Annotated in this window: 18 protein-coding genes and 1 pseudogene; 11 read left to right on the forward strand and 8 right to left on the reverse strand. The window is 58.8% G+C overall.

What is annotated here, in order from left to right:
• Positions 1 to 10: 10 nt before the first annotated feature.
• The 8 genes from tssE to ACEN8E_RS16625 all read left to right on the forward strand — a co-directional run bounded on the left by tssE (position 11) and on the right by ACEN8E_RS16625 (position 9,897).
• Positions 11 to 454 carry a type VI secretion system baseplate subunit TssE gene (gene tssE / locus ACEN8E_RS16590; protein ID WP_495589027.1) on the forward strand — a complete coding sequence of 148 codons (444 nt, stop codon included), beginning with the start codon at positions 11 to 13 and terminating at the stop codon, positions 452 to 454.
• On the forward strand, positions 438 to 2,231 hold the full coding sequence (gene tssF, locus ACEN8E_RS16595) for a type VI secretion system baseplate subunit TssF (protein ID WP_495589028.1): 1,794 nt from the start codon (positions 438 to 440) through the stop codon (positions 2,229 to 2,231). The genes tssE and tssF overlap by 17 nt, the downstream gene beginning before the upstream one ends.
• A complete protein-coding gene (gene tssG, locus ACEN8E_RS16600) occupies positions 2,195 to 3,220 on the forward strand; it encodes a type VI secretion system baseplate subunit TssG (RefSeq protein ID WP_495589029.1) in 1,026 nt (341 codons plus the stop codon). The genes tssF and tssG overlap by 37 nt, the downstream gene beginning before the upstream one ends.
• A gap of 2 nt (positions 3,221 to 3,222) precedes the next feature.
• On the forward strand, positions 3,223 to 5,766 hold the full coding sequence (gene tssH / locus ACEN8E_RS16605; RefSeq protein WP_495589030.1) for a type VI secretion system ATPase TssH: 2,544 nt from the start codon (positions 3,223 to 3,225) through the stop codon (positions 5,764 to 5,766).
• 373 nt (positions 5,767 to 6,139) lie between these two features.
• Positions 6,140 to 6,712 carry a hypothetical protein gene (locus ACEN8E_RS16610; RefSeq protein WP_495589031.1) on the forward strand — a complete coding sequence of 191 codons (573 nt, stop codon included), beginning with the start codon at positions 6,140 to 6,142 and terminating at the stop codon, positions 6,710 to 6,712.
• 98 nt (positions 6,713 to 6,810) lie between these two features.
• Positions 6,811 to 7,311 (forward strand): hypothetical protein, encoded by a 501-nt coding sequence (locus ACEN8E_RS16615; protein WP_495589032.1) that lies wholly within the window; start codon positions 6,811 to 6,813, stop codon positions 7,309 to 7,311.
• A gap of 20 nt (positions 7,312 to 7,331) precedes the next feature.
• Positions 7,332 to 9,341 carry a type VI secretion system Vgr family protein gene (locus tag ACEN8E_RS16620; protein WP_495589033.1) on the forward strand — a complete coding sequence of 670 codons (2,010 nt, stop codon included), beginning with the start codon at positions 7,332 to 7,334 and terminating at the stop codon, positions 9,339 to 9,341.
• 13 nt (positions 9,342 to 9,354) lie between these two features.
• Positions 9,355 to 9,897 carry a toxin-antitoxin system YwqK family antitoxin gene (locus ACEN8E_RS16625; RefSeq protein ID WP_495589034.1) on the forward strand — a complete coding sequence of 181 codons (543 nt, stop codon included), beginning with the start codon at positions 9,355 to 9,357 and terminating at the stop codon, positions 9,895 to 9,897.
• A gap of 101 nt (positions 9,898 to 9,998) precedes the next feature.
• On the opposite strand, the gene ACEN8E_RS16630 is transcribed toward ACEN8E_RS16625, so the two are convergent.
• On the reverse strand, positions 9,999 to 10,394 hold the full coding sequence (locus tag ACEN8E_RS16630; protein ID WP_495589035.1) for a DUF4280 domain-containing protein: 396 nt from the start codon (positions 10,392 to 10,394) through the stop codon (positions 9,999 to 10,001).
• Between the two features lie 190 nt (positions 10,395 to 10,584).
• Here ACEN8E_RS16630 and ACEN8E_RS16635 point away from each other — a divergent pair, with 190 nt between their 5' ends.
• Positions 10,585 to 11,652 carry a phosphotransferase family protein gene (locus ACEN8E_RS16635; protein WP_495589036.1) on the forward strand — a complete coding sequence of 356 codons (1,068 nt, stop codon included), beginning with the start codon at positions 10,585 to 10,587 and terminating at the stop codon, positions 11,650 to 11,652.
• A 127-nt stretch (positions 11,653 to 11,779) separates the two neighbouring features.
• Positions 11,780 to 12,547, forward strand: a complete 768-nt coding sequence (locus tag ACEN8E_RS16640) for an SDR family oxidoreductase (protein ID WP_095059930.1) — start codon at positions 11,780 to 11,782, stop codon at positions 12,545 to 12,547.
• A 330-nt stretch (positions 12,548 to 12,877) separates the two neighbouring features.
• Here the strand turns inward: ACEN8E_RS16640 and ACEN8E_RS16645 are convergent, their stop codons facing one another.
• Entirely contained in the window at positions 12,878 to 14,170 is a 1,293-nt protein-coding gene (locus ACEN8E_RS16645; protein ID WP_495589037.1) for a hypothetical protein, read from the reverse strand.
• A 228-nt stretch (positions 14,171 to 14,398) separates the two neighbouring features.
• Between ACEN8E_RS16645 and ACEN8E_RS16650 the strand changes: the two are divergent.
• Positions 14,399 to 14,479: pseudogene (locus tag ACEN8E_RS16650) on the forward strand (short-chain dehydrogenase); the annotation flags it as partial.
• Positions 14,480 to 14,683: 204 nt separating this feature from the next.
• On the opposite strand, the gene ACEN8E_RS16655 reads toward ACEN8E_RS16650, so the two are convergent.
• The 6 genes from ACEN8E_RS16655 to ACEN8E_RS16680 all read right to left on the reverse strand — a co-directional run bounded on the left by ACEN8E_RS16655 (position 14,684) and on the right by ACEN8E_RS16680 (position 22,817).
• Entirely contained in the window at positions 14,684 to 16,294 is a 1,611-nt protein-coding gene (locus ACEN8E_RS16655) for a hypothetical protein (RefSeq protein WP_495589038.1), read from the reverse strand.
• Between the two features lie 582 nt (positions 16,295 to 16,876).
• Positions 16,877 to 18,376, reverse strand: a complete 1,500-nt coding sequence (locus tag ACEN8E_RS16660) for a helix-turn-helix transcriptional regulator (protein WP_495589039.1) — start codon at positions 18,374 to 18,376, stop codon at positions 16,877 to 16,879.
• 102 nt (positions 18,377 to 18,478) lie between these two features.
• Positions 18,479 to 19,372, reverse strand: coding sequence for an RNA polymerase sigma factor SigJ (gene sigJ, locus ACEN8E_RS16665; protein WP_495589040.1), 894 nt, complete (start codon positions 19,370 to 19,372; stop codon positions 18,479 to 18,481).
• Between the two features lie 3 nt (positions 19,373 to 19,375).
• Entirely contained in the window at positions 19,376 to 19,810 is a 435-nt protein-coding gene (locus ACEN8E_RS16670) for a carboxymuconolactone decarboxylase family protein (protein WP_495589041.1), read from the reverse strand.
• A 94-nt stretch (positions 19,811 to 19,904) separates the two neighbouring features.
• The gene (locus tag ACEN8E_RS16675) at positions 19,905 to 21,188 is read right to left on the reverse strand and encodes a Zn-dependent hydrolase (protein WP_495589042.1); all 1,284 of its coding nucleotides are present in this window, start codon (positions 21,186 to 21,188) and stop codon (positions 19,905 to 19,907) included.
• Between the two features lie 144 nt (positions 21,189 to 21,332).
• Entirely contained in the window at positions 21,333 to 22,817 is a 1,485-nt protein-coding gene (locus tag ACEN8E_RS16680) for an NCS1 family nucleobase:cation symporter-1 (RefSeq protein ID WP_495589043.1), read from the reverse strand.
• Positions 22,818 to 23,298 lie beyond the last annotated feature (481 nt).

The following is a 23,298-nucleotide window of genomic DNA, read 5'->3' on the forward strand; positions in this document are numbered from 1 at the left end:
CGCGTCGGCCATGGCAGGCACCCGCCTCCTCCCGCCGCTGTTCGAGCGACTGGCCGCAAGCGAGGTCGACACGTTACCCGTGTTCGACCTCCAGGACCTGCTCGACTCGATCCGCACGGAGTTGCTGCGTCTGTTCAACACCCGACGCGGCCCAAACCCGCTCACTTCCCCACCGAGCATTCTCGACTACGGCATCGCTGACTGGACCGCGCTGCAACCGCAGCGCAGCGATGACCGTCGCCAATTGGCGCGACAGGTGCGCGAAGCCGTCAACCATTTCGAACCCCGCCTGCGCCTGGGCGAAGTTCAGGTCGACCCGTTGCCCGGCCACCCGCAGCAACTGAGCATTCGACTGGTCGGGGAACTGCGCAGTGGCCGCCAGCACTGGCCCGTGGCCTTTGTGATCGAGCGGGCCGGCGATGGCCTTGAGGTGCGTCATGAGCGACTCGATTGACCCGCAACTGCTCGATTACTACCAGCGGGAACTGACCTGGCTGCGCCATGCCGGCGGCATTTTCGCCGAGCGCTACCCCAAGGTTGCCAGGCGGCTGGAGTTGTCCCCCGATGAGTGCCCCGACCCCCACGTCGAACGGCTGCTCGAGGGGTTTGCACTGCTGGCGGCCCGCCTGCAACGCCGGCTCGATGACGATTACGCCGAATTCAGCGATGCCCTGCTGGAACAACTCTATCCATTGGCGATGCGCCCTCTGCCTTCCTGCGCGATCGTGCAGTTCCAGCCGGACCCGAGCAAAGGCAATCTCGACGGCGGCTACCCATTGCCTCGCGACACGCCGCTATTCGTCACCACCGGCAAAGGCGAAAGCATCCACTTTCGCACCAGTGCCCCCGTGCGTCTGTGGCCGCTGGAGATCACCGAAGCGTTGCTGCTGGGCAGCGACGAAGCCCAGGCCCTGACCGGTGTTGTCCAGGCGCGTTCGGCGCTGCGACTGGGCTTGCGCTGCCTCGGTGACAGCCAGTGGTCAACGCTTGGCATCGAACAGTTGCGCGTGCACCTCAGTGCATCCCCGGTGGTCAACGCCTGCCTCTACGACCTGCTCGGCGCCCACGCCGTGAAGGTCCTGGCCGGCCCCGTCGGCAGCGTGCCGAAAGCCCTTGCGGGGTTGCCGCAGATCGTCGGTTTGGCCAGCGACGAAGGTTTGCTGCCGGACGAGGATGGGGTGCACCCGGGTCGGCGCCTGCTCGCCGAGTACTTTGCCTTCCCGGACAAATTCAACTTCTTCGACCTGCCCCTGGCAGGCGCCACCAGCGACAGTCAGGCGCTGTACCTGTACATCGTCTTCGACCGCGCCCCAACCAATCGCATGCAGCTTCAGGCCAGCGATCTTGCACTGGGTTGCACGCCAGTGATCAATCTGTTCCCGCGAACCTCGGAGCCGCTACGCCCGGACGGAACCCGCAGCGAATACCGCCTGGTCGCCGACAACCACCGGGAAAACAGCGTCGAGATCCATAGCATCCGGGCGATGCGTGCCACTTCCAGTCGTGGGGTTCAGCGAGTGCCGGCCTATTACGGCAGCCAACATGGCGACGCCGATAAACAGTGCTACTGGCACGCCCGACGTGTCAGCGGCATGACCCCCAATCGCCTCGGCACAGACCTGTTGGTGAGCCTGGTGGACACCCGATTCGAGCCGTCGTCAGAGGCCATCGACTACAGCCTCACCGCCGAACTGCTCTGCACCAATCGGCACCTGGCGCAGAGCCTGCCGGCCGGCACACCGTTAGGCTTTGAACGCCCGGGCCCGGTGGCCTGGGCGCGACTGCGCAACCCGCCCAGCCCGCAAAGCGTGCCACGCCTGGACGGCGAGTCGCGCTGGCGGCTGGTCTCACAACTGACCCTCAATCATTTGTCGCTGGTCGAAGGGCCACAGGCGCTGGACGCACTCAAGGAAATCCTCCAGTTGCACAACCTGCGTGACGAGGCCAGCGCCTGGCGCCAAATCGAAGGCTTGCTCGGCCTCGGTTGCGAACGCGTCATCGCCCATGTCGGCGAAGACGCCTGGCGTGGCTGGCGCAACGGGCTGGAGGTGCGCCTGCATCTCGACCCGCAGCATTTCGTCGGTAGCAGCGCGGTGTTGTTTTCAGCGGTGCTTGCGCAGTTCTTTTCCCTCTATGCCACCGCCAACCGTTTCGTGCGCACGGTGCTGGTTCAATCAGACAGGGAGGTGAAGACATGGCAACCCCAAGCCGGCATGCCACTGTCCCTTTAAGCCTGAGCCAACGACTGCGCCGCGATCCCCAGGCGTTCGAACTGTTGCAGGCACTGTTGCTGCTGGAGCGCGAACAACCGCAAGCCCAATCCCTGGGCAGCGGCACCGCCCCGCAAGCAGAAGCACTGCGCTTGCGCGGTCCGTTGACGCCGCTGTTTGCCGCCAGCGAAATCGAAAGCCTGACCCAGGAACCCGGCCAGCAACCGGTCCTCAGTACCCCGGTGTTTGGCCTCGGCGGTCCCGACGGCCCGCTGCCGTACGCCTATCAGGAATGGTTGCAGCAACGCGCGCGGGCCAAGGACTATGCACCCGCCGAGTTTCTCGATCTGTTTCAGCATCGGCTGCTGAGCCTGCTGTACAAAGTGATGCGCAAACACCGGATTGCCGTGGGGTTTTCCGTCCCCGCTGCCTCGGCGGTTCAGACGCAGTTGCGGGCCCTGACCGGGTTGCTGCCCAAAGCCTTGCAGGAGCGTCAGGCGGTACCCGATTGTGCCGTGCTGGCGTGCAGCGCCCTGTTTGCTGACGGGCGCCGTTCACTTGCCGGCTTTGCCGCGATCGTGCGCGAACAGTTCGAACTGCCGATTGAGCTCAGCGCCTATCAAGGCGCCTGGCGCGAGATCCCGCCCGCCAGTCGCAGTCGCATGATCCCCGGCGGTCGCAATCTGCAACTGGGTCGCACGGCAGTGGCAGGCACCCGGGTCTGGGATGAACATGCGGGCATTCGTCTGACCCTTGGCCCGTTGACCTCAGCCCAAGCGGCGCGGTTCCTGCCCGATGGCGAATCTCACCCGGTACTGGCCAGCCTCGGTGCGCTGTATTTCGGCCCGGACCTGGATTGCACATTGGTGTTGCTGGTACGCGGTGCCGGCCCGATCAGACTCAGTCGTCAGGCACCACCACTGCTCAGCTGGAACGGCGGTCTGCAACGCCAGACCAGCCTGGCAGTGCAACGCATCGAAACCCGTCTTCGTCAGCTGGAGATCACCTGAACATGGAACTGGCCAGCCTGATCGGACGCCTCAACCCGGACAATCGCCGCGCCCTGGAGCGGGCCGCGCAACGCTGTCTGCAGCGAGGCCACCACTACGTGGAAATCGAACACCTGCTGCTGGAGTTGCTGGACATCGAGGGCGGAGACTTCGCCTATCTGTTGCCGCGCTTCGGCCTGGAGCGTGACGCCTTGACGGCGGAAATCAACAAAGCGCTGGAGCTCTTCAAATCCGGCAGCACGCGTACCCCGGCATTGTCGTCGCACACCACCGGATTGCTCGAAGATGCGGTGGTGCAGGCCAGTGTGCTGGGGCTGGACAGCATTCGCTCAGGGTTGCTGCTACTGGCCTTGATCGACCGCGACGAGCGCCGCAGCCTGTTGCTCAACAGTGCTTCATCACTGTTGAAGATTCCCCGGGAGGCACTGCGCAGCAACCTGCTGGAGTGGACCGAAAGCTCTCGCGAACACGTCGGCGGTAAACGTGCAGTGAGTGCCGCAAACCCGGCGCCGAAACAGGATTCAGTGCTGGACCAGTTCACCCAGGACCTGACAGCCGACGCCCACGCCGGGCGCATCGACCCCATCGTCGGGCGTGACGGCGAGATTCGCCAATGCATCGACATCCTGCTGCGCCGTCGGCAGAACAACCCGATCCTGGTCGGTGCGCCGGGCGTGGGCAAGACCGCCGTGGTCGAAGGCCTGGCCCTGCGCATCGCTGCCGGCGATGTGCCGCCGTCCTTGCAGGACGTCAGCTTGCGTGTACTCGATCTCGGCTTGTTGCAGGCCGGCGCCGGGGTCAAGGGCGAGTTCGAACAACGCCTCAAAGGGGTGATCGACGCCGTGCGCAGCGCCGACAAACCGATCATTCTGTTTATTGACGAAGCCCACACGTTGATTGGCGCTGGCGGTGCGGAAGGCGGCAGCGATGCGGCCAACCTGCTGAAGCCGGCGCTGGCCCGTGGCGAGTTGCGCACCCTGGCCGCCACGACGTGGCTTGAATACAAAAAATACTTCGAGAAAGACCCGGCCCTCGCCCGCCGTTTTCAACTGGTGCAAGTCGAGGAACCGGACGAAACCACCGCGGTGGAAATGCTCCGCGGGGTTGCCGCCAAACTCGAACAACACCACGGCGTACAGGTGCTGGATGCGGCCATCCACGAAGCGGTGAAACTGTCCCATCGCTACATCTCCGGGCGCCAGTTACCGGATAAAGCCATCAGCGTGCTCGACACTGCCTGCGCCCGGGTCGCCCTTGGCCAGCACGACGTGCCGCCACCGCTGGAAAGCCTGCGTCACCGGCAGAACAGCCTCAAGGACGAAGTCGAACGCCTGCGCCGCGAACAGGCCACCGGGCTCGATCACCGCGAGCGCATCACCCTGCTGGAAAGCGAATCCGCGGGCAACGTGCAGGCCATTCGCGAACTGGAAACCCGCTGGAACGAAGAACGGGTCGCCGTGTGCGAGCTGCTGGAAACCCGTAGCGAATTGCTGACCTTGAGCGAACGCGCCGACAGCGACAAACCCGACGAAGCCATCGACAGCCGCATCGATCATCTGGCCGCCGAACTGGTACGACTGGAGGCCGGGCTCGACGCGATCCGCCAGGACGACCCGCTGGTACCGGAACAGGTCGACGGCAAAACCGTCGCCGCCGTCATCGCCGGCTGGACCGGCATCCCGGTCGGCAAAATGCTCGCCGACGAAGCCCACGCCGTGCGCACGCTCGGCCAGCGCATGGGGTTGCGCGTCATGGGCCAGAGCGTCGCGCTGGGCACCATCGCCCAGCGCCTGCAGGCTTACCGCGCCGGCCTCACCGACCCGCAAAAACCGGTCGGCGTGTTCCTGCTGGTCGGCCCTACGGGCGTGGGCAAAACCGAAACCGCCTACGCATTGGCCGACGCGCTGTATGGCGGCGAGCGCAACCTGATCAGCATCAACCTCTCGGAATACCAGGAAGCCCACACCGTCAGCCAACTCAAGGGCGCCCCGCCGGGTTACGTCGGCTACGGCAGTGGCGGCGTACTGACTGAAGCGGTGCGGCGCAAACCCTATTCGGTGGTGTTGCTGGATGAGATCGAAAAGGCCCATCCGGATGTGCTCGAAGCCTTCTACAACGTGTTCGATAAAGGCGTGATGGAAGACGGCACCGGATTGGTGGTGGATTTCAAAAACACCGTGATGCTGGCCACCAGTAACGTCGGTGCCGAACTGTTGCTCGACACGCCGGTGGCGCAACTGGGCACCGATGTGTTTAACGAAGCGTTGCACAAGGTGCTGCTGCAAGCTTTTCGCCCGGCGTTTCTGGCGCGGATGACCGTGGTGGCGTATCGACCGCTGGATGAGGCGACGCTGGAAGGGATTGTGCTGGCGAAGCTGGAGAAATTGCGTGGCCGCTACAAGGCTGCGACCGGGAAACAGTTTGAGTTCGATGCCGGGATTGTCCAGGCGGTGTTGGCCAAGTGCAGTGCGGCTGGGGCAAGGGATGTTGAGAATGTGTTGATGACGCAGGTGACGGGGAAGTTGGCGGAGTGGGTGCTGGAATAGTCAGGCTCTAATATAATGGAGATACGACATGGCTGCTGTAATGAGAAGTTCCCGATACATCGGCACACAAGAAGACTACGTGCAAATAAGTCAGTACTTTTCGACTTACCCATGGGATGTCAGTGTGCACACCGTGTACGTTACCAATGGTTGGCATACCGGATTTGAAAGCCGAATGGTCGAGGTGACACCCGGCGTCATTCAGGCACAACTGCAAAACGTAACTTATTGTGGATTTTGCTTAAACGTCGACGGCTCCGCCAAATTCCACTGCTATGCAAGCTAGACAAAACGGGGAGAGCGAATTTATTTCATGAAAGCAAAATAAATCCAACTCACTCCACAGTTCACACTTTCTCTTCAAGGAACGATCATGAGTAGAGTGATAACCTGTTTAGCGAAACCAACATGGTCAAGGTCAAAGCTTTTATGGCACTCAGGATTATTATATAAAAACTATTTTCTTTCAGACCGGGTATTGCGGCACATACGTGAACACGCCATTTATGGCCCAGCAGAACTGGATAATAGTCATTTCTTTCTGGAAACCGAAAAACTTCAGGCAATGAAGGACCTCAATGCGGCCTACGAAGATATTTTCACCTACAAGGACTATGCCTTCAGACCTGCAAATATCGCAATCCTTGGGAACCTTCAGCGAACGATAGACATTTTATCTGGTGATGCTAACGATGGCGTTATCCTTCCAGGATGGCAACAGAAAGATGGTCGATTAGTTAAAAACGCCTTGCTTTATCATGACGCTCATATCGGCACGGCTCCGGTAAAAGTGCCAGGCAAAAAAACCACTACGCATGAGCACACCAATGGAATTAGAACTATCACAGAATGCGAGTTCATAAGCGATGAGAACGTTGGCGTATTCCCGATAGTAACAGCGTTCCCAACTTTCAACCCTCCACCCTACAATCAATCCAATGAATAACAAGGTGAAACATGAAAACCACCATGAACCCATCGAACCATTTAAACCAGGACACAAGACCCCACAATTGAGCGAACACCTTAAAAAGGAGCCTTACGATGATCTATCGTTGTCTCGAACCCGCCGCCGTTGACGCAAATATCGCCACCCATGGCTGGTATTTCAAGATTTTCAAACAGCACAGTCATGGCATCGTGTTTCCACACGTCGATAGTTGCTTGGGTGTCATCTGTGCACTGGCGGACAACTCTGTATTTGCTTGTCACATCAGTAGTTTTTTCCAGAATAAACTCGACTATACGGGCGCCTTTGACAGCCTTAAGAACGAGTTGGGTGTTAATCCCGTTCAAAGTGCCGTGGTGTTTGGCGATGTACCAACGTGGAATGCGATGAAAGCCAAGCCAGCCTGGACAAATCAAATCACATTCATGTCAAACAGCTGCGCCCAAGGTGTCGATGCTTATCTCGACGTTGATACCGGGGCTTTCAAATTGATGAGCTACAAAGCCGGTCGGGCTGATAACGACCACTCCAACGTGCTTGTCGGGGGTGATATCAACCTCTATGAGATCCTGAAATCGGGCACGGTCATATGTTGAATACGCGGTGAGGACATGCAATGCCACGAACCACCGACAACACCACCACCCTCTCCCTCACCGCCACCTCGCTGTCGGCGCTTTACCCTGAGTCGCTGTCCGGCGAAGAAGCGCTCGACGCACTCGGCTCGCAAACCCTCAACGGCATCAACGACGGTGCCACCCTGCCCTTGGCTTCTGCCGTCGCCACCCACGTCACCACTACTCTGCACAACGACGCAAAAACCCGGCCCTTCGACGCACTGGTCGCCGAAATCCGCCAGCTTCCTGCGGACGCCACCGCCGAGCGCTATCAACTCGTACTACGCCCGTGGCTGTGGTGGCTGACGCTGGCCAGCAATAACCGGGTGTTTCAGAACCTCAGCACTTCAGACATCGTCACCACGATTTTCAAGGCCCACGGCTTCACCGATTTCACGCTGAAACTCACCGGCAGCTACACCCCGCGCGAGTACTGCGTGCAATACAGCGAAACCGATTTCGCCTTCGTTTCACGGCTGCTGGAAGAGGAAGGGATTTTCTGGTTTTTCACCCATGAGGCTGGCAAGCACACGCTGATATTAGGCGACAGTAACGACGCGTTCCCACAGATCCCCAATGGCCCCAAAGTCAGCTATCTGGGCCAGCAAATGGGCGAACGTGAACTGCATGGCATCCGTTCCGGCCATGTGTGCATGCAAGCCGTAGCCGGCGTTTATCGGGCAACGGATTACGAGTTCACCACACCGGCCACTTCACTCTACAGCCAGGCCGAAGCGGTCGCCGGGCCACGTTCGATCTACGAGCATCCCGGCGGCTACAACGCCAAGGCGCGGGGCGACGCGTTGACCAAGCAGCGGGTCGACGGCTTGCGCAGTCAGGAGAAGCGTTTTGTCGGCGAAAGCGACTGCCGCTGGCTGGTGCCCGGGCACTGGTTCACCCTCGCCGGCCATGATGATGCGAGCCTGAATATCGATTGGGTGGTGACGGCGGTCACCCATGAGGCCAGCCACGACAGCTACCAGAACCGCTTCGAAGCGATCCCCAAGGCCACGCCATTTCGCCCGGCGCGAACAACGCTTAAACCACGCATGCACACCCATACCGCCATCGTCGTGGGTAAATCCGGCGAAGAGATCTGGACCGACCAATACGGCCGCATCAAATTGCAGTTCCCCTGGGATCGCGACGGCAAGAACGACGAAACCAGTTCGTGCTGGGTGCGAGTGGTGCTGCCCTGGAGCGGCAAGGGTTTCGGCATGCAGTTCGTGCCACGGATCGGCCAGGAAGTGATCGTGACCTTTATCGACGGCGACCCCGATCGGCCACTGGTGACCGGTTGCGTCTACAACGGTGACAACGCCCTGCCCTATGCGCTGCCGGCCAATCAGACCCAGTCCGGGATCAAGACCCAATCGTCCAAGGGCGGCGGCGGTTTCAACGAGTTGCGCTTCGAGGACAAGAAAGACGCCGAAGAGGTGTTCCTGCAGGCGCAGAAGGATCTGAAGATCAACGTACTCAACGACACCACTGCCACCGTTGGCCACGACGAAACCCTGACGGTGCAGAACGCGCGCACGCGCACGGTGAAGGAAGGCGACGAGACCGTGACCCTGGAGAAAGGCAAACGCAGCGTGACCATCCAGACCGGCAGCGACAGCCTTGACGTGAAGGACAGCCGCACGGTGAAAGTCGGCGCCGACCAGACTCACAGTACTGGCGGCAACTATGAACACACAGTCGCTGGCAACTACAGCCTGACCGTGGACGGCAACCTGACCATCAAGGTGACGGGCACCCTGACCCTGCAGAGTGGCGGCAGTTTTGCGATCAAGAGCGGCGCCGACCTCGCCGCCGAGGCCAGTACGTCGATCAGCCAGAAAGCCGGCACCTCATTGAGCAACCAGGCCGGTACCGCGCTGGAAAACAAGGCGGGCACGACGCTGACCAACGATGCCGGGATCAGCCTGATGAACAAGGCAGCCGCCGAGCAGACCGTGGACGGCGGCGGCATGCTGACCATCAAGGGCGGGTTGGTGAAGGTCAACTGAGGAGGGTTACGCAATGACATCGGGCAAACTCGATCTGGAGCGTGGCGACAGTCACCTCGACGGGCGCTTGCTTGAAGGCCGGCTGGAAGGCCCGCTGCACATCAAGGACGCCGGTCGTCCCCAAGCGAACCTGAGCTATAGCCAGGGCGCCCTACAAGGCACGAGCCTGCTGTATTACCCCAATGGCAACGTCTCGGCGCAACTGCCTTATGTGCACGACAAATTGCACGGCGTGGCCAGTTTCTTTGCGCCCGAGGGCAGGTTGCAACGCAACGCGACTTATCGCCGGGGCCTGCTTCACGGTGAAGCGAACAACTACTTTCCGGACGGGCAACTGGCCGAGACTCAGTTTTACCGAGATGGCGTGCGCGAGGGGCGTTATCAGCGGTTTCACCCCAACGGCAAAACCGCCGTCCAGGCGCGGTATCTCAATGGTCAGTTGTTGGAACCGGAACAGGGTTTCGCCACCGATGGGCGACCACTGGACGCCGAGGGCAAACCTGTTTCGCGGGTGCGCTGGTGGTTCAGGCGCTGGAGTGATCCGGCTGAGGCCTGAAGCCTGGTATTGGCTCGGATGACCCCATCGCGGGCAAACCCGCTGCCACAGTGATCACTGTTGTTCACAAATACTGCATTCGTAGAAGATCCCTGTGGGACTCAGGGAATGAGCATCTGCATCTGCCCGGGCATGACAATCTTGATCACCCCGGCCCAGTTGCACATCAACGTGCTGTTGGCGTCAACCGCCGGCATGTTGCCCAGCAGCACCGTGGGTGCCCCGCCCGGTATCCAGGGCGTGGCGGTCGCCGGGATGCAGGGCATCGGTGTCAGCACACCCAACGCCGCAGCGGTGGCGGCCGCGACCGTCGGGTTGGCCAGGCTGGTGCACACACCGAAGGGCATGATGTTGACCAGCGGGATGTGATCCATGATGTTCGCCGCCGGCAGGCCAGCGGTCAGTACGCGATTGACCGGCAGCACGTTGAGCACGGCCGGCGCCGCGCCAAAGCTGCATTGCAGGGTGGCGGTGGCACAGACTTGCGGACAGCCCATTTCAAAGCTCCTTCCTGGAAGCACCGTGTCCCCTGAACCATAGTCCGCCGGGCGTGTTCTCGCACATCAGGAACGCTGATTATCCGGCAACACGCTAACCTATAAGACCGTGCCACGCTTGTGGCACGCCTGTCTCAGTATTAGATTAGCCAATGATATCTGGCCTCCAAAATAAGCAGAAGGGATAAGCATGGCGCTTACTGACCAGTCCACCCGTATCCGCACCGGCGAAGAACTCGATGCCAGCCTGATCGATCCGTATCTCAAGGCACACATTCCGGGTTTGAGCGGTTTGCCGCAGATCAGCCAGTTCCCGGGCGGTGCGTCGAACCTCACGTATTTGCTGGAGTACCCGGAAAAGGAATTCGTCCTGCGTCGGCCACCCTTCGGCCACAAAGCCAAGTCGGCCCACGACATGGGCCGTGAATTCCGCATCCTCAATCAACTGCGCGACGGTTTTCCGTATTGCCCCAAAGCCTATGTGCACTGCACCGACGAATCGGTGATCGGTGCCGAGTTCTATGTCATGGAACGGGTCAACGGCATCATCCTGCGCTCGGACCTGCCGCCGGAACTGGGCCTGGACTCGGCGAAAACCGAAGCCCTGTGCAAGAGCTTCATCGACAAGTTCGTGGAACTGCATCGCGTTGACTACAACGCCTACGGTTTGGGCGACCTCGGCAAACCCGAAGGCTACGTGGCGCGGCAGATCAAAGGCTGGAGCGATCGCTACGAAAAAGCCCTGACCCCCGATGCGCCGCAATGGGACGTGGTCAAGGCCTGGCTGAACGACAAGATGCCGGCCGACCATCCGACCTCGAGCATCGTGCACAACGACTACCGCTTCGACAACGTGATCCTCGACCCGGCCAACCCGATGCAGATCATCGGCGTGCTCGACTGGGAACTGACCACCCTCGGCGACCCGCTGATGGACCTGGGCAACACCCTCGCCTACTGGATCGAAGCCGATGACCCGGCACCGGTGCAGATGATGCGCCGCCAGCCCAGCCATGCGCCGGGCATGCTGACCCGCCGCGAGTTCGTCGATTACTACGCCGAACGCTCGGGCATCCGCATCGACAATTTCGACTTCTACTACACCTACGGCCTGTTCCGCCTGGCCGGCATCGTGCAGCAGATCTACTACCGCTTCTACCATGGCCAGACCCAGGACAAACGCTTCGCGCAGTTCATTCACATGAACAAGCTGCTGGAGCAGATGAGCCTGCAGGTCATCCACAAATCCACCCTCTGATCGAAATACGATCCCCTGTAGGAGCGAGCTTGCTCGCGAAGATCGTCAACGATAACGCGTACTCACTGGCTTCAACTGAACAGCATTAGCCGCAACCCGGCATTCGGCTCAATAACAAGGAAACCCCATGTCCAAGACTCAGTTGTTCGACCTCGACGGCAAGATCGCTTTCGTCTCCGGCGCCAGCCGTGGCATCGGTGAAGCCATCGCCAAGCTGCTGGCCCAGCAAGGCGCCCACGTGATCGTGTCGAGCCGCAAGCTTGAAGGCTGCCAGCACGTGGCCGACGCGATCATCGCCGCTGGCGGCAAGGCCACCGCCGTCGCCTGCCACATCGGCGAAATGGAACAGATCAGCCAGGTCTTCGCCGGTATCAAGGAACAGTTCGGCCGCCTCGACATCCTGGTCAACAACGCTGCGACCAACCCGCAGTTCTGCAACGTGCTGGACACCGACCTCGGCGCCTTCCAGAAAACCGTCGATGTAAACATCCGCGGCTACTTCTTCATGTCGGTCGAAGCCGGCAAGCTGATGCGCGAAAACGGTGGCGGCAGCATCATCAACGTGGCGTCGATCAACGGTGTTTCGCCGGGCATCTTCCAGGGCATCTACTCGGTGACCAAGGCGGCGGTGATCAACATGACCAAAGTCTTCGCCAAGGAATGCGCGCAGTTCGGGATTCGTTGCAATGCCCTGTTGCCGGGTTTGACCGACACCAAGTTTGCTTCGGCGCTGGTGAAGAATGAGGCGATCTTGAATACTGCGTTGCAGCAGATTCCGCTCAAGCGCGTGGCGGATCCGAGTGAGATGGCGGGGGCGGTGCTTTATCTGGCGAGTGATGCTTCCAGTTACACCACAGGTGTTTCGTTGAATGTGGATGGTGGTTTCCTGTCCTGATCCGGTTTGCGAATGAAAGAAAGGCAGTCGAATGACTGTCTTTCTTTCAAGGTCGCTTTGAGGACGAATGCCGAGCATTCTGGAACAAATAAACAAGATCTTCCCGCCGCATTAGAGCGGGCACCATGCCTCATCGGTAAGAGGAGCGTATTTATCCCCGAGCTATCCGGTTCAAATCCCCCGAAGTCTCCGATCAAAAATAAAATTCAAGCCAGCTTGACTGACTGGCATTAGCCGGGTGGCTGCCTTTCATGTTTTCGTTGAGGATAACTACCTGGTCTCGACCTCCAAGCCTTAACCGGGCATTCCCATCCATCAATAGAATGTTAATCAGCCCGGATGCACAGTAACCGAGAAAGACTTCTCATCCTCCCTCCCCCCATCGGGCAGCCCGATATAACAAGTGAAATTATATGAGCCAGCAGGCATCTTTATTGGAATCTGCCCTATACCCAGAAAATCATCGGTCATGCCTGGAAGCGGGATACCAAGAAACACAAACCGAAAATCCTCCACCTTCATACGGATTGCAGAATTTTTGGCCGACACAAAAGTTGCAAAATAATAACCCAGCCGATTTGCAATAAATCTATCTGTACCGGGAAACGTCCTGCCAATAATTCGAGGATGCGCACTCAACTTAACATGAAACATCACATCATAATCACGAACTCCTTCAAACTCCACTTGCAAATACATATCGGCATCATTATCGCCGCAGATCAGATCCCATTGGGCTACGCTACCTGGTTCCAGCCACTCTCCAGAGTCGGGGATCAATCGCCCATCAGAGCCCGCACCCAACAGCTTCAATCTAACTCGTGAGTCCTTAAATATTCCCTCTCTATTTTCCAGTCGAATCGGATGAACTCCATTTTTTGCTGCGTCCGCCATTGAACCAGAGCACATGGGAACATCAGCAAACAAAATCTGTGGCAAGGCAATTAACTTCGACTGAGGCAATGTTATTGGCGTTGGCATCCCTGCTCCCGACAGTAACAACTGGAAGATGCCACTTTTCGTACTCCCCACCACCTTCCAACTGTATGCTGTTTGCTCATCACCGAAAGCCGGATCGCTCACCACATTGTCTGGATCAAGGCCGCTTTTAATTACACAGCTCAGCGTAATCGGAAGGCCCGCCAAGGGACTGCCTGATTTAGGTGTCAGTGTGACAGTTTGAGGTTTGTCCCGGTAAAACCAATTGCCTCCGGCAGGCACGGCGACGCCGTCAATCTTCACATCAGCCTCATCCGCCAGATTGCTCGAAATCACCAGGCTTCGGTGCTCCCACAACTCCAGCACTTCCCTGCTGAAAAACACCAGGGTGATACGACCGCTCTTGCCAGCGCCCGGCTTGATCTTCCAATTGAACTTGCCATTGACGGGAGCCACCCAAGCGCCAAAGTCCGGCGTTGCAACGATGTTCAAGCCGCCATTCTCAGCCAGCCCCAGGTTGAGCGACCTGGCGATCGCCGGTGGAGCCTCCACCGTCAATTCGTACTCCTGATTGCGAAGCAAAAAGAGTTCTGCCCCCCGCTCCACTTGCTTGCCGTTGATAAATAACGTGGCTTGTTCCCAAGGACTTGTTGCAGCAGTTGCAGCTTTTAATTCGGTGGTCATTACGACGTTTCCTTTTCAGCGATGGACATAAAAAACAGTCCGTTCACTTTCAGGAAAAATCGTTGCGCCGGAAACTATCACAACTGACAGGTCAGCTAGAACAAGCTGTAATAAACCTCCTCATTTTCTTATCAACGTAATGCACAGAATAAAATCAGTGCTCTACTCCACATCAGGTTCACGCTGGTACTCGGCGCCTTGGTATCGGCCCGACATGGTATCGAGCCGAAATGCGCTCAGTTCGGGATTCGTTGCAACACCCTGAGGCCGGGTTTGACCGATACCAAGTTTTCTCCGGCATTAAGCAAGTGATGCGTCGAATTTACGGCTGGGATTTCGCTGAATGTAAATAGAAGACTCCTTTTTGACCTCAACATTAACTCATTGTGCAAGAGGATCCATATGCTTTCGTATCACCCGACTAGCAGTAATAGTGCTCCTCAGAGTGCTACTACTGCCAGGCGGGTTACAATCAACTAATTTACAAAGCGAATTCACTTTAACTCCGCGGTTTCAGACAGTAACGTCTACCTGTAGCTCTGCGACTGTCGGCCCAGCCACCACGCGTACTGTATAAGCGCCAGGCGTTGTATACCACGTCGCAGCTAATGCCAGCCCTCTGCTGTCAGTTTCCAATACAAGCTCAGGTTCCTCTGAGCCCGGGGTATAAAAAGTGACAGGTATACCAACCAATGGTTTGCCATCTGAACTATTGAGCGCCGCACGGACGCTGAACATAGTAGAGGTACTCCACGAAAGTTTTTCTGGAGGAAGGGGAAGAGGACTGCCCCCCCAACTTTCCAAACTCATTTTAGACGGCACAGTCAAACGATTCGTCGGTGTAATGAGCAGAGCCTTCTGCTGCTCATCAAACAGCTTTAACTTGAAAGCACCTTCCTTCCCTTGTGCGCCAATTAGCGCCCATTCATGTTTTAAAGTTTGTTGGCGGAAAGGTGGCTGACTAGTTAGATCACCAGGCACGAGCCCTGATTCAAGAACTGCGTCCAAGGCTAACTTAAGTCCAGACAACAGATCAGGGTGTTTGTATTTCAGGGTCAATACTACCCCCGAAGGGATTTCTGCTCCGCCTGTAGGTAACTCTACGCTATCTAGCAAAACAATTGCCTCATCCGCCAGATTACTCGACAACACTGCACAGGAGATCTCAAGCGGCTGAACTACATCTCTGCTCGACAACACCAACCTGATACGGCCACTCTTCGTAGCCCCTGTAGTAAATGACCAGCCTGCATTGCCCTCTGGCATCGATACCCACTCATCAAACTTTGGAGTAGCGCTAACGGTCAGCCCATCTGGATTGATCACCCCCAGGGAAATCTCTTTCCCCTTGAGAAATGGCGCGGTCACCTTCAGTTCACCTGCTTTCCCACGAATCAAAAAGACATTCGACGATTTCCAGGCAACGGGTTCACCATTGACCAACACCGTGGCCTCTTCCCAAGGGCTTTCCAGATACGCGTTGAGCGTAAAGATGTGTTCCGATTTTTTGTTGTCGTATGGACTGTGGATTTTTGCCGTAATCGTATGCTCACCCGCCGTCGTCACTTTATGGGCAAACTGGCTCCAACCTGTATTCTTCGTTGGCACAGTGCGCACGATTGTCCCGTCGAAGCACCACTCGACCTCAATCCCTGCCAGTTCCTTTTTTGTATAGAAGGAGCCGATCTGAACCTCGGCCGTTACCTCATCTCCCACCATCGGAGCGCTGATGGGATCCCGCTTGTTCAGAATTTCCCGCCGATAATCACCTAGCTTCAGGGCCACTTTGCTAGGCGCAGCCGTGAACTCACTCTGCAGTTGAAGGTTGAAATCGATGTCCGTTCCATCCGCCGGGCAATTGAGCTTCCACTCACTGCCCGCCGCCAGAAGCGTCTGATACTCGCCGAACTCAGGAACCGTGCTGATCGGAGAGGACTCCCCCGGAACCTGATTGAAGCTCATCTTCTGGTTTACCCAAGGGCTGTCCGCCACAGCCGCAATCTTGAAGTCATGCTCGGCACCGTGGCAGATGTACACGGGATCGATTCCTGTAGCTCCAGCTTTAAGTCCGATGGTCATGGCGCGCGCTCGATCGTTGACAGGTGAATGAACAGAGGTGGTCATTCAACTATCGGGAAAAATGGGCACGTGAGGAACTGTCAGAGTTGACAGTTTTTCTAGAACAGATCGCGATAAGGAAGGACTTCAGGCAACCACGACGTTTGCAACTGCCAGCGTAATGCCCGGATCACCCCGCCACCCAAGGCGACGATGAAGGAAATCAGCATCACCCCGAGCCGGCTGAGATTGCTGCGTATCGCGCCCGCGCTTACTGCGTGACGCAGCGAGTCGTGGTGGTGATTCGAGTCACCTTCCCTTCTTCACCCCGTACATCGCCCAGCACATCGGTTTTATCCATGGCCTGGCAGGTGCGTTCAGGAGGGGGTGGAGTGACTGCTGGAGGGGGTGGCGGACTGGCACAGCCGGCGAAAATCGCTACGCAGAATGCCAGCGATACAGGTGAGATAACGCGTTTCCCAAGAATTTTCATAGGTTGACCCGCGATAAGTGATCGACACAATTTTGTGACAACAAAACCGGCGCGGAAAATCCACACACCTGTCAAAAAAATAAAAATTTGCGAATCACTAAGAGCCCAGTCGGTGATCGATGCCAGTAGAGGCTGGCAGTTCTTACATCACCGGGTCAGGACGGCGACTGATCACACCGCCATTCACTGGAGAACAGTCCCCGTTCCCGCGCCCGGACAATCGCCTCGCTGCGGCTGTGCACACCGATTTTCGAATACACAGCCGCCACATTATTGCGCACCGTGTTCGGCGCCAGTTTCAGGCGCGCGGCGATTTCCTTGTCGGCCAGGCCTTCGCAAATCAGGCTCAGCACAGCTTGCTCACGGGCGGTCAGGTCGGTGTAGGACACGCCGGGCAACTTCGGTGAGTTGACGCGCTTCACGTTGGCGAGTTTTTCGATCAGCGTGCGGCTGAACCATGAGGCGTCCTTCATCACCTCTTCGATGGCCGCCACCAGCTCCAGCTCAGTGCGCTTGCGCTCGGTGATGTCTATCAGCACCAGCAGATGGCAGCGGTTTTCCTGAATGTTCACGGTGTCTGCCGACACCGCGCAATCGATCAGCCCGGCGTCTTTTCGGCGCACGCGCACATCGATGCGGTCCAGGCTTGGGGATTTCGCCAATGCCGCGAACAGCCGTATGCGCGCGCCCTTGTCGTCGATGAAGTCGATCTGCGCGATGCTCTTGCCGAGGACTTCTTCGCGGGAGTAACCAAGGGAATCGAGGAAGGCTTCGTTCACATCCAGTACCACTTGATCGCGGGCAGCGCAAACCAGGATCGGCACCGGGGACAGGCGAAACGCCTTGGCAAAGCGCTCTTCGCTCTGGCGCAGGGCAGCTTCGACCTTATGTCGCGGCTCCATGTCGACGAAGGAAAACAACATGCAGGCTTCGCCGTTCAGCTCCAGCGGCTGGCCGGCCACGATCACTTGCTTGCTGCCTGCGTCGGGCAAGCGCAACTCGGCCTGCATTTGCGGTATGGTCGCGCCTTCGCGCAAACGCTGCCTGGCCAGCTCTTTGTTCTCGGCCTGGTCCAGCACGTCCAGCTCATAGGTCGATGTACCGATCACCTGGTCACGGGTGTAACCGGTCATCTCGAGGAACCCGGGGTTGACCTTGATATAGCGCAAGTCGCTGAGGCGGCAGATCACAGCCGGTGCCGGGTTGGCGGCGAAGGTTTTCTCGAAACGTTGCTCGGCACTGACCCGGTCGGTGACGTCGTCCATGATCAACACCAGCGATTGCGGCTCGTCACGGCTGCCGGCCGATACCAGGCTGCGCACGCGATGGACCCAGGTACGCTCTTCGTCCGCCGCCGACGTCACTTCCACCAGCACATCGCTGAACGTCTCGCCGCGCCCCACCCGGTTGATCGGATAGCTGTCGACGGGCACTACATGCTTGTTGCGATAGCGCAAGACGAAGCGTTTGGCATACGCCTTGGCATTGGCGCCCAGGTCGCTGACTTGCACGACACCGTGCATGGCCAGCGCCGCCTCGTTGGCCCACAGAATGCTCTGGTCGGGATCGAGCAGTATCACCCCGTCGGACAGACCGGCGATGATCTGCTGCAACTGGCGGCGATTGGTTTCCGTGGTCGGGACGTCCTGGCTCATTGCGCCTCCACAAGTAGGGTGACCTTGTGAAGAGTAGGACCGCCCGAGATTGCAATAGTGCTACGTACCTTGTGGGATCTGCATCATTTTCGGGATCTCTGGCTAGTGCACGTTCATCGCCGCCTCCAGCCCCGCCAGCTTGTCCGGATTGCGCATGATGAAGATCCGGCTCACCCGCCCCGCTTCATCAAAGCCAAAGGTCATCGACGCCGTGATAACGCCGTCGGCCTTGATGACGACACCTCGGGCACCGTTGATTTCAATGGGTAGCCATTCGCACGCCTGCCAATAGCTGTGCAACGACTGACCGATGAAATCCAGCACGCGCGCGATGCCCGACAGGGTTTCGCGGATGGCCGGGGCCTTGCCACCGCTGTCGGCGCAGAGTTCAACGTCTTCGCTCAGCATGGCGCTCAAGGAAACGGTCGAGCCGCTGGCGATGGCGCCGTGAAACGCACTCAGCAATTGGCTTTGCCGCTGGGGTTGCGGTTGGTAGCGGGCGTGTCCGTTGCCCAGGCTCGCCTTGGCCCGGGACACCAGTTTGCGGCAAGCGGCTTCCTGCACCCCGACCGCATCGGCGACCTGCGGGTAATCCATGTCAAAGATTTCGTGGAGCAGGTACGCCGCGCGCTCCTTGGGTGTCAGGCGCTCCAGCAGCAACATGAATGCGGTGGACAATGACGAAGCCAGTTCCAGCCTGTACTCGGGCGAGTCCTGATGGGTGGTGTGAATCGGCTCCGGCAGCCAGGTGCCGAAGTAGTCGACCCGGGATGCGTGCGCCGAACGCAGCACGTCGATGCAGTGCCGGGTGCAGGCCGTGGTCAGCCAGGCGGCCGGGGTGGCGATGGAGGCGCGATCGACCTCCAGCCACTTGATGAACAACTCTTGCACCGCATCCTCGGCTTCGGCGCGCGAACCGAGGATGCGATAGGCCAGGCCGAGCAAAAAGGGCCGGCGCTGCTCGAACACAGTGGCGGCGTTTTCAGCGCAGTTCATCAATCAGTGCCTCGACACTTGCAAGCGGTTCCACAGGTTGATCATGCCGATCTCGGCCGTCAAGGCGCCGATCTGTGCGTCGTTGAAATGCGCTCTCAACTCACCGCGCAGGCTGGCGTAATCGGTTTTTTCATCCAGCACTGTCAAGGCTTCGGTCCACGCCAGCGCGGCGCGCTCCGATTGGCTGAAATCACTGACGTGACGCCAGACGATCAGGCGATCCAGGCGCTCATTGGTTTCATTGGCTTCTCGGGCTTCGCGGGTGTGCATCTTCACGCAGAAACCGCACTGGTTGATCTGCGAGGCGCGCAGGTGGATCAAGTGCTTGAGGCTGGGATCGAGATCATGCTGATCGAGCACGACATGGACCTGGGCCAGGCTTTCGAAAACCTGTGGGATCGATTGCAGCAGGTTGACCGGTTGAGTGTTGGACGACATCGCGTTGCTCCACTGATTGAGGGATTCAACAGGATGACGATTGAGGATTGCGCGTTGTGACGTGCGCCGAACAATTCAGCGCACGTCACAAGGTTCAGGCCGCCGATGCCCCCTTGGCCACCGCCGCCGAAGCCGCCAGCATTGCCCGTAACAGCACCGCACACCCGGCCGCCAGGTCATCCGGCGCGGCGTTTTCGATTTCGTTGTGGCTGATGCCGCCTTCGCACGGCACGAAGATCATCCCGGCCGGGCCGAGTTCGGCGAGGAAGATCGCGTCGTGCCCTGCGCCACTGACGATGTCCATGTGCGAAAGGCCCAGGCCCTGGGCGGCACCGCGCACGGCTTCGACGCAGCCCTTGTCGAAGTACAGCGGCGGGAAGTCGGCGGTTGGGGTCAGTTCGAACGTCAAGCCGTGTTCTTCGCAGGTGGTTTCGATGACTTCGCGCACTTCGGCGATCATCGAGTCCAGGCGAGCCGGTTCCAGATGGCGGAAGTCCAGGGTCATGCGTACTTCGCCGGGGATGACGTTGCGCGAGCCGGGATAGGCTTGCAGGCAACCGACAGTGCCGCAGGCGTGGGGTTGATGGCCGAGGGCGGCGCGGTTGACCGCACCGACAATCACCGCGGCACCGACCAGCGCATCCTTGCGCAGGTGCATCGGGGTCGGGCCGGCGTGGGCTTCGACGCCGCGCAGTTTCAGGTCGAACCATTTCTGCCCGAGGGCGCCCATGACCACGCCTATGGTCTTGCGTTCGTCTTCAAGGATCGGGCCTTGCTCGATGTGGGCTTCGAAATAGGCGCCCACCGCATGGCCACTGACCTGACGCGGGCCAGCGTAACCGATGGCGTTCAAGGCTTGCCCCACGGTGACGCCATCGGCATCGACCTTGGCCAGGGTTTCCTCGAGGGTGAATTTTTCGGCGAACACGCCGGACCCCATCATGCACGGGGCAAAGCGCGAACCTTCTTCGTTGGTCCAGACCACCACTTCCAGCGGCGCCTCGGTTTCGATGTTCAGGTCATTGAGGGTGCGCAGCACTTCGACGCCGGCCAATACACCGAAGCAGCCATCGAACTTGCCGCCGGTGGGCTGGGTGTCGATGTGGCTGCCGGTCATCACCGGTGGCAGGTCGGGATTGCGCCCGGGGCGCCGGGCGAAGATGTTGCCGACGGCGTCGATGCTGACGGTGCAGCCGGCATCGACACACCATTTGACGAAGATGTCCCGGGCCTGGCGATCGAGATCGGTCAGGGCCAGGCGACACACGCCCCCCTTGACTGTGGCGCCAAGCCTGGCCAGTTCCATGAGCGACTGCCACAGGCGGTCACGGTTGATGTGCTGATGGCTGGACTGCAGAACGTCGACGGCAGCGTTCATGATGATCTCCTCAGGCTGTTCTTATCGGTTTCTCTCAGACATTTTTTGAGTGTGTTCGAGGTCCTCTTCGCGAGCAGGCTCGCTCCCACAAAGGGGAATGCATTCCAAATGTGGGAGCGAGCCTGCTCGCGAAGGCGCCGGTCATCACACCGCAGATTTCGCGACAGACGGACTCGGCCGCATCACACTCAACCCGTAATAAATCACCCCTCCAAGGGCCGAGCCGGTAAACCAGCCATAGCTGTAGAACCAGTTGAACGCATCGCTGCCCAGGGACAACAGCGTCAACACCACCGGCACGCCGAAGGCCATGAAGCCGCACCAGTTCCACGCCGGATACACGTCATCGCGGTACAGGCCGGCAAGGTCCAGTTGTTGTTTCTTGATCAGGAAATAGTCCACCACCATGATCCCGGCAATCGGCCCCAGCAGGCTCGAATAACCAAGCAGCCAGTTGGAGTAAACGGTTTCCAGACTGAGATCCGAGACGATCAGGCCAAGCTTTTTCAGCAGTTCGTGGGCCATCAACGCCAATCCGACGAATCCGGTAAGCAGCACGGCGTTGGTGCGGTTGATCACCTTGGGGGCGATGTTCTGGAAGTCATTGGTCGGCGAGACGATATTCGCTGCGGTGTTGGTCGACAGCGTGGCGATGATGATCAACGCCATTGCCAGTGCGACCCACACCGGGCTCTGGATATGGCCGATCAGAGTCACCGGGTCGGAAACCGTCACGCCCACCAGTTTCACCGAGGCCGCGGTCATCACCACACCCAGGGAGGCAAACAGGAACATGGTCAGCGGCAGGCCGATGATCTGCCCGACAATCTGGTCCTTCTGGCTTTTTGCGTAGCGGCTGAAGTCCGGAATGTTCAGTGACAGTGTGGCCCAGAAACCGACCATCGCGGTCAGCCCGGCAGCGAAGTAACTGGCCACCCCGGCACCTTCGGGACGTTTGGCCGGAATCGCCAGCAACTCGGTCATCGAAACGTTCGGCATGGCCCAGACCAGCAGCCCTACGCCCACCAGTACCAACAGCGGTGCCGAGAGGGTTTCCAGCCATTTGATCGACTCGGCGCCGCGAATCACCACCCACAGGTTCAGCGCCCAGAACACCATGAAGCCGATGACCTCGCCGGTGCCGCCCAGGGATTTCCAGCCCTCGAACACCGAACCGAGGAACAGGTGAATCGCCAGCCCGCCGAACATGGTCTGGATGCCGAACCAGCCGCACGCCACCAGGGCGCGGATCAGGCACGGAATGTTGGAGCCGAGCACACCGAAGGACGAGCGCAGCAACACCGGAAAGGGAATGCCGTACTTGGTGCCGGGAAAGGCGTTGAGTGTCAGGGGGATCAACACGATGATGTTGGCCAGCAGAATCGCCAGCAGCGCTTCACCGACGGTCAGGCCGAAGTAAGCAGTCAACACCCCGCCGAGGGTGTAGGTCGGCACGCAGATCGCCATGCCCACCCACAGCGCGGTGATGTGCCATTTGTTCCAGGTGCGTTCGCGCACCTTGGTCGGTGCAATGTCGTGGTTGTAACGGGGACTGTCGAGGACATCGCTGCCGGCTTCCAGCTCAAACAAGCCGTCGCGCTCGGTCACTTGCGATCTGATCTGTTGCATGGCCGCTCCACTGTTCTTTGAATTATTTTTTTGCTCATCGCAGGCTCGCGGCATCAATAAACGTGCCGAGTACCCCGTTTGCGCATCGGGCAGTTCCATAAACACTTTATAAGCAACTGATGTTTATCAGTTTTATTGGGTCATCGATGTCGCCTTCGGTTACTTGTCTTGCCACTCGGGCCGAATGCCAACCAAGTTGTCCGAACCGTCAGGACTCAATCTGGTGCACTGATCTTTTTTTCAATGGCTGCGCATCGATCATGGACCCTGCTCAAACAGCTGATTTCACGTAAGAAATCTTGACCATATTTACATCCTGTCAAGTGCGTCAAAATGGTGAGCAGCCTCACCATCTTGGTGATCCATGAATTTAATCTTTATTATTCAATTAGTTATTAAGTGAATAAGCTTATAAAAAATATTCTTGCCGATTCCGGAAACTGCAGCTAGCGTTTATTCCTGACAGCACTGACAGGAATCA

Source organism: Pseudomonas sp. Pseusp9, from assembly GCF_059491265.1.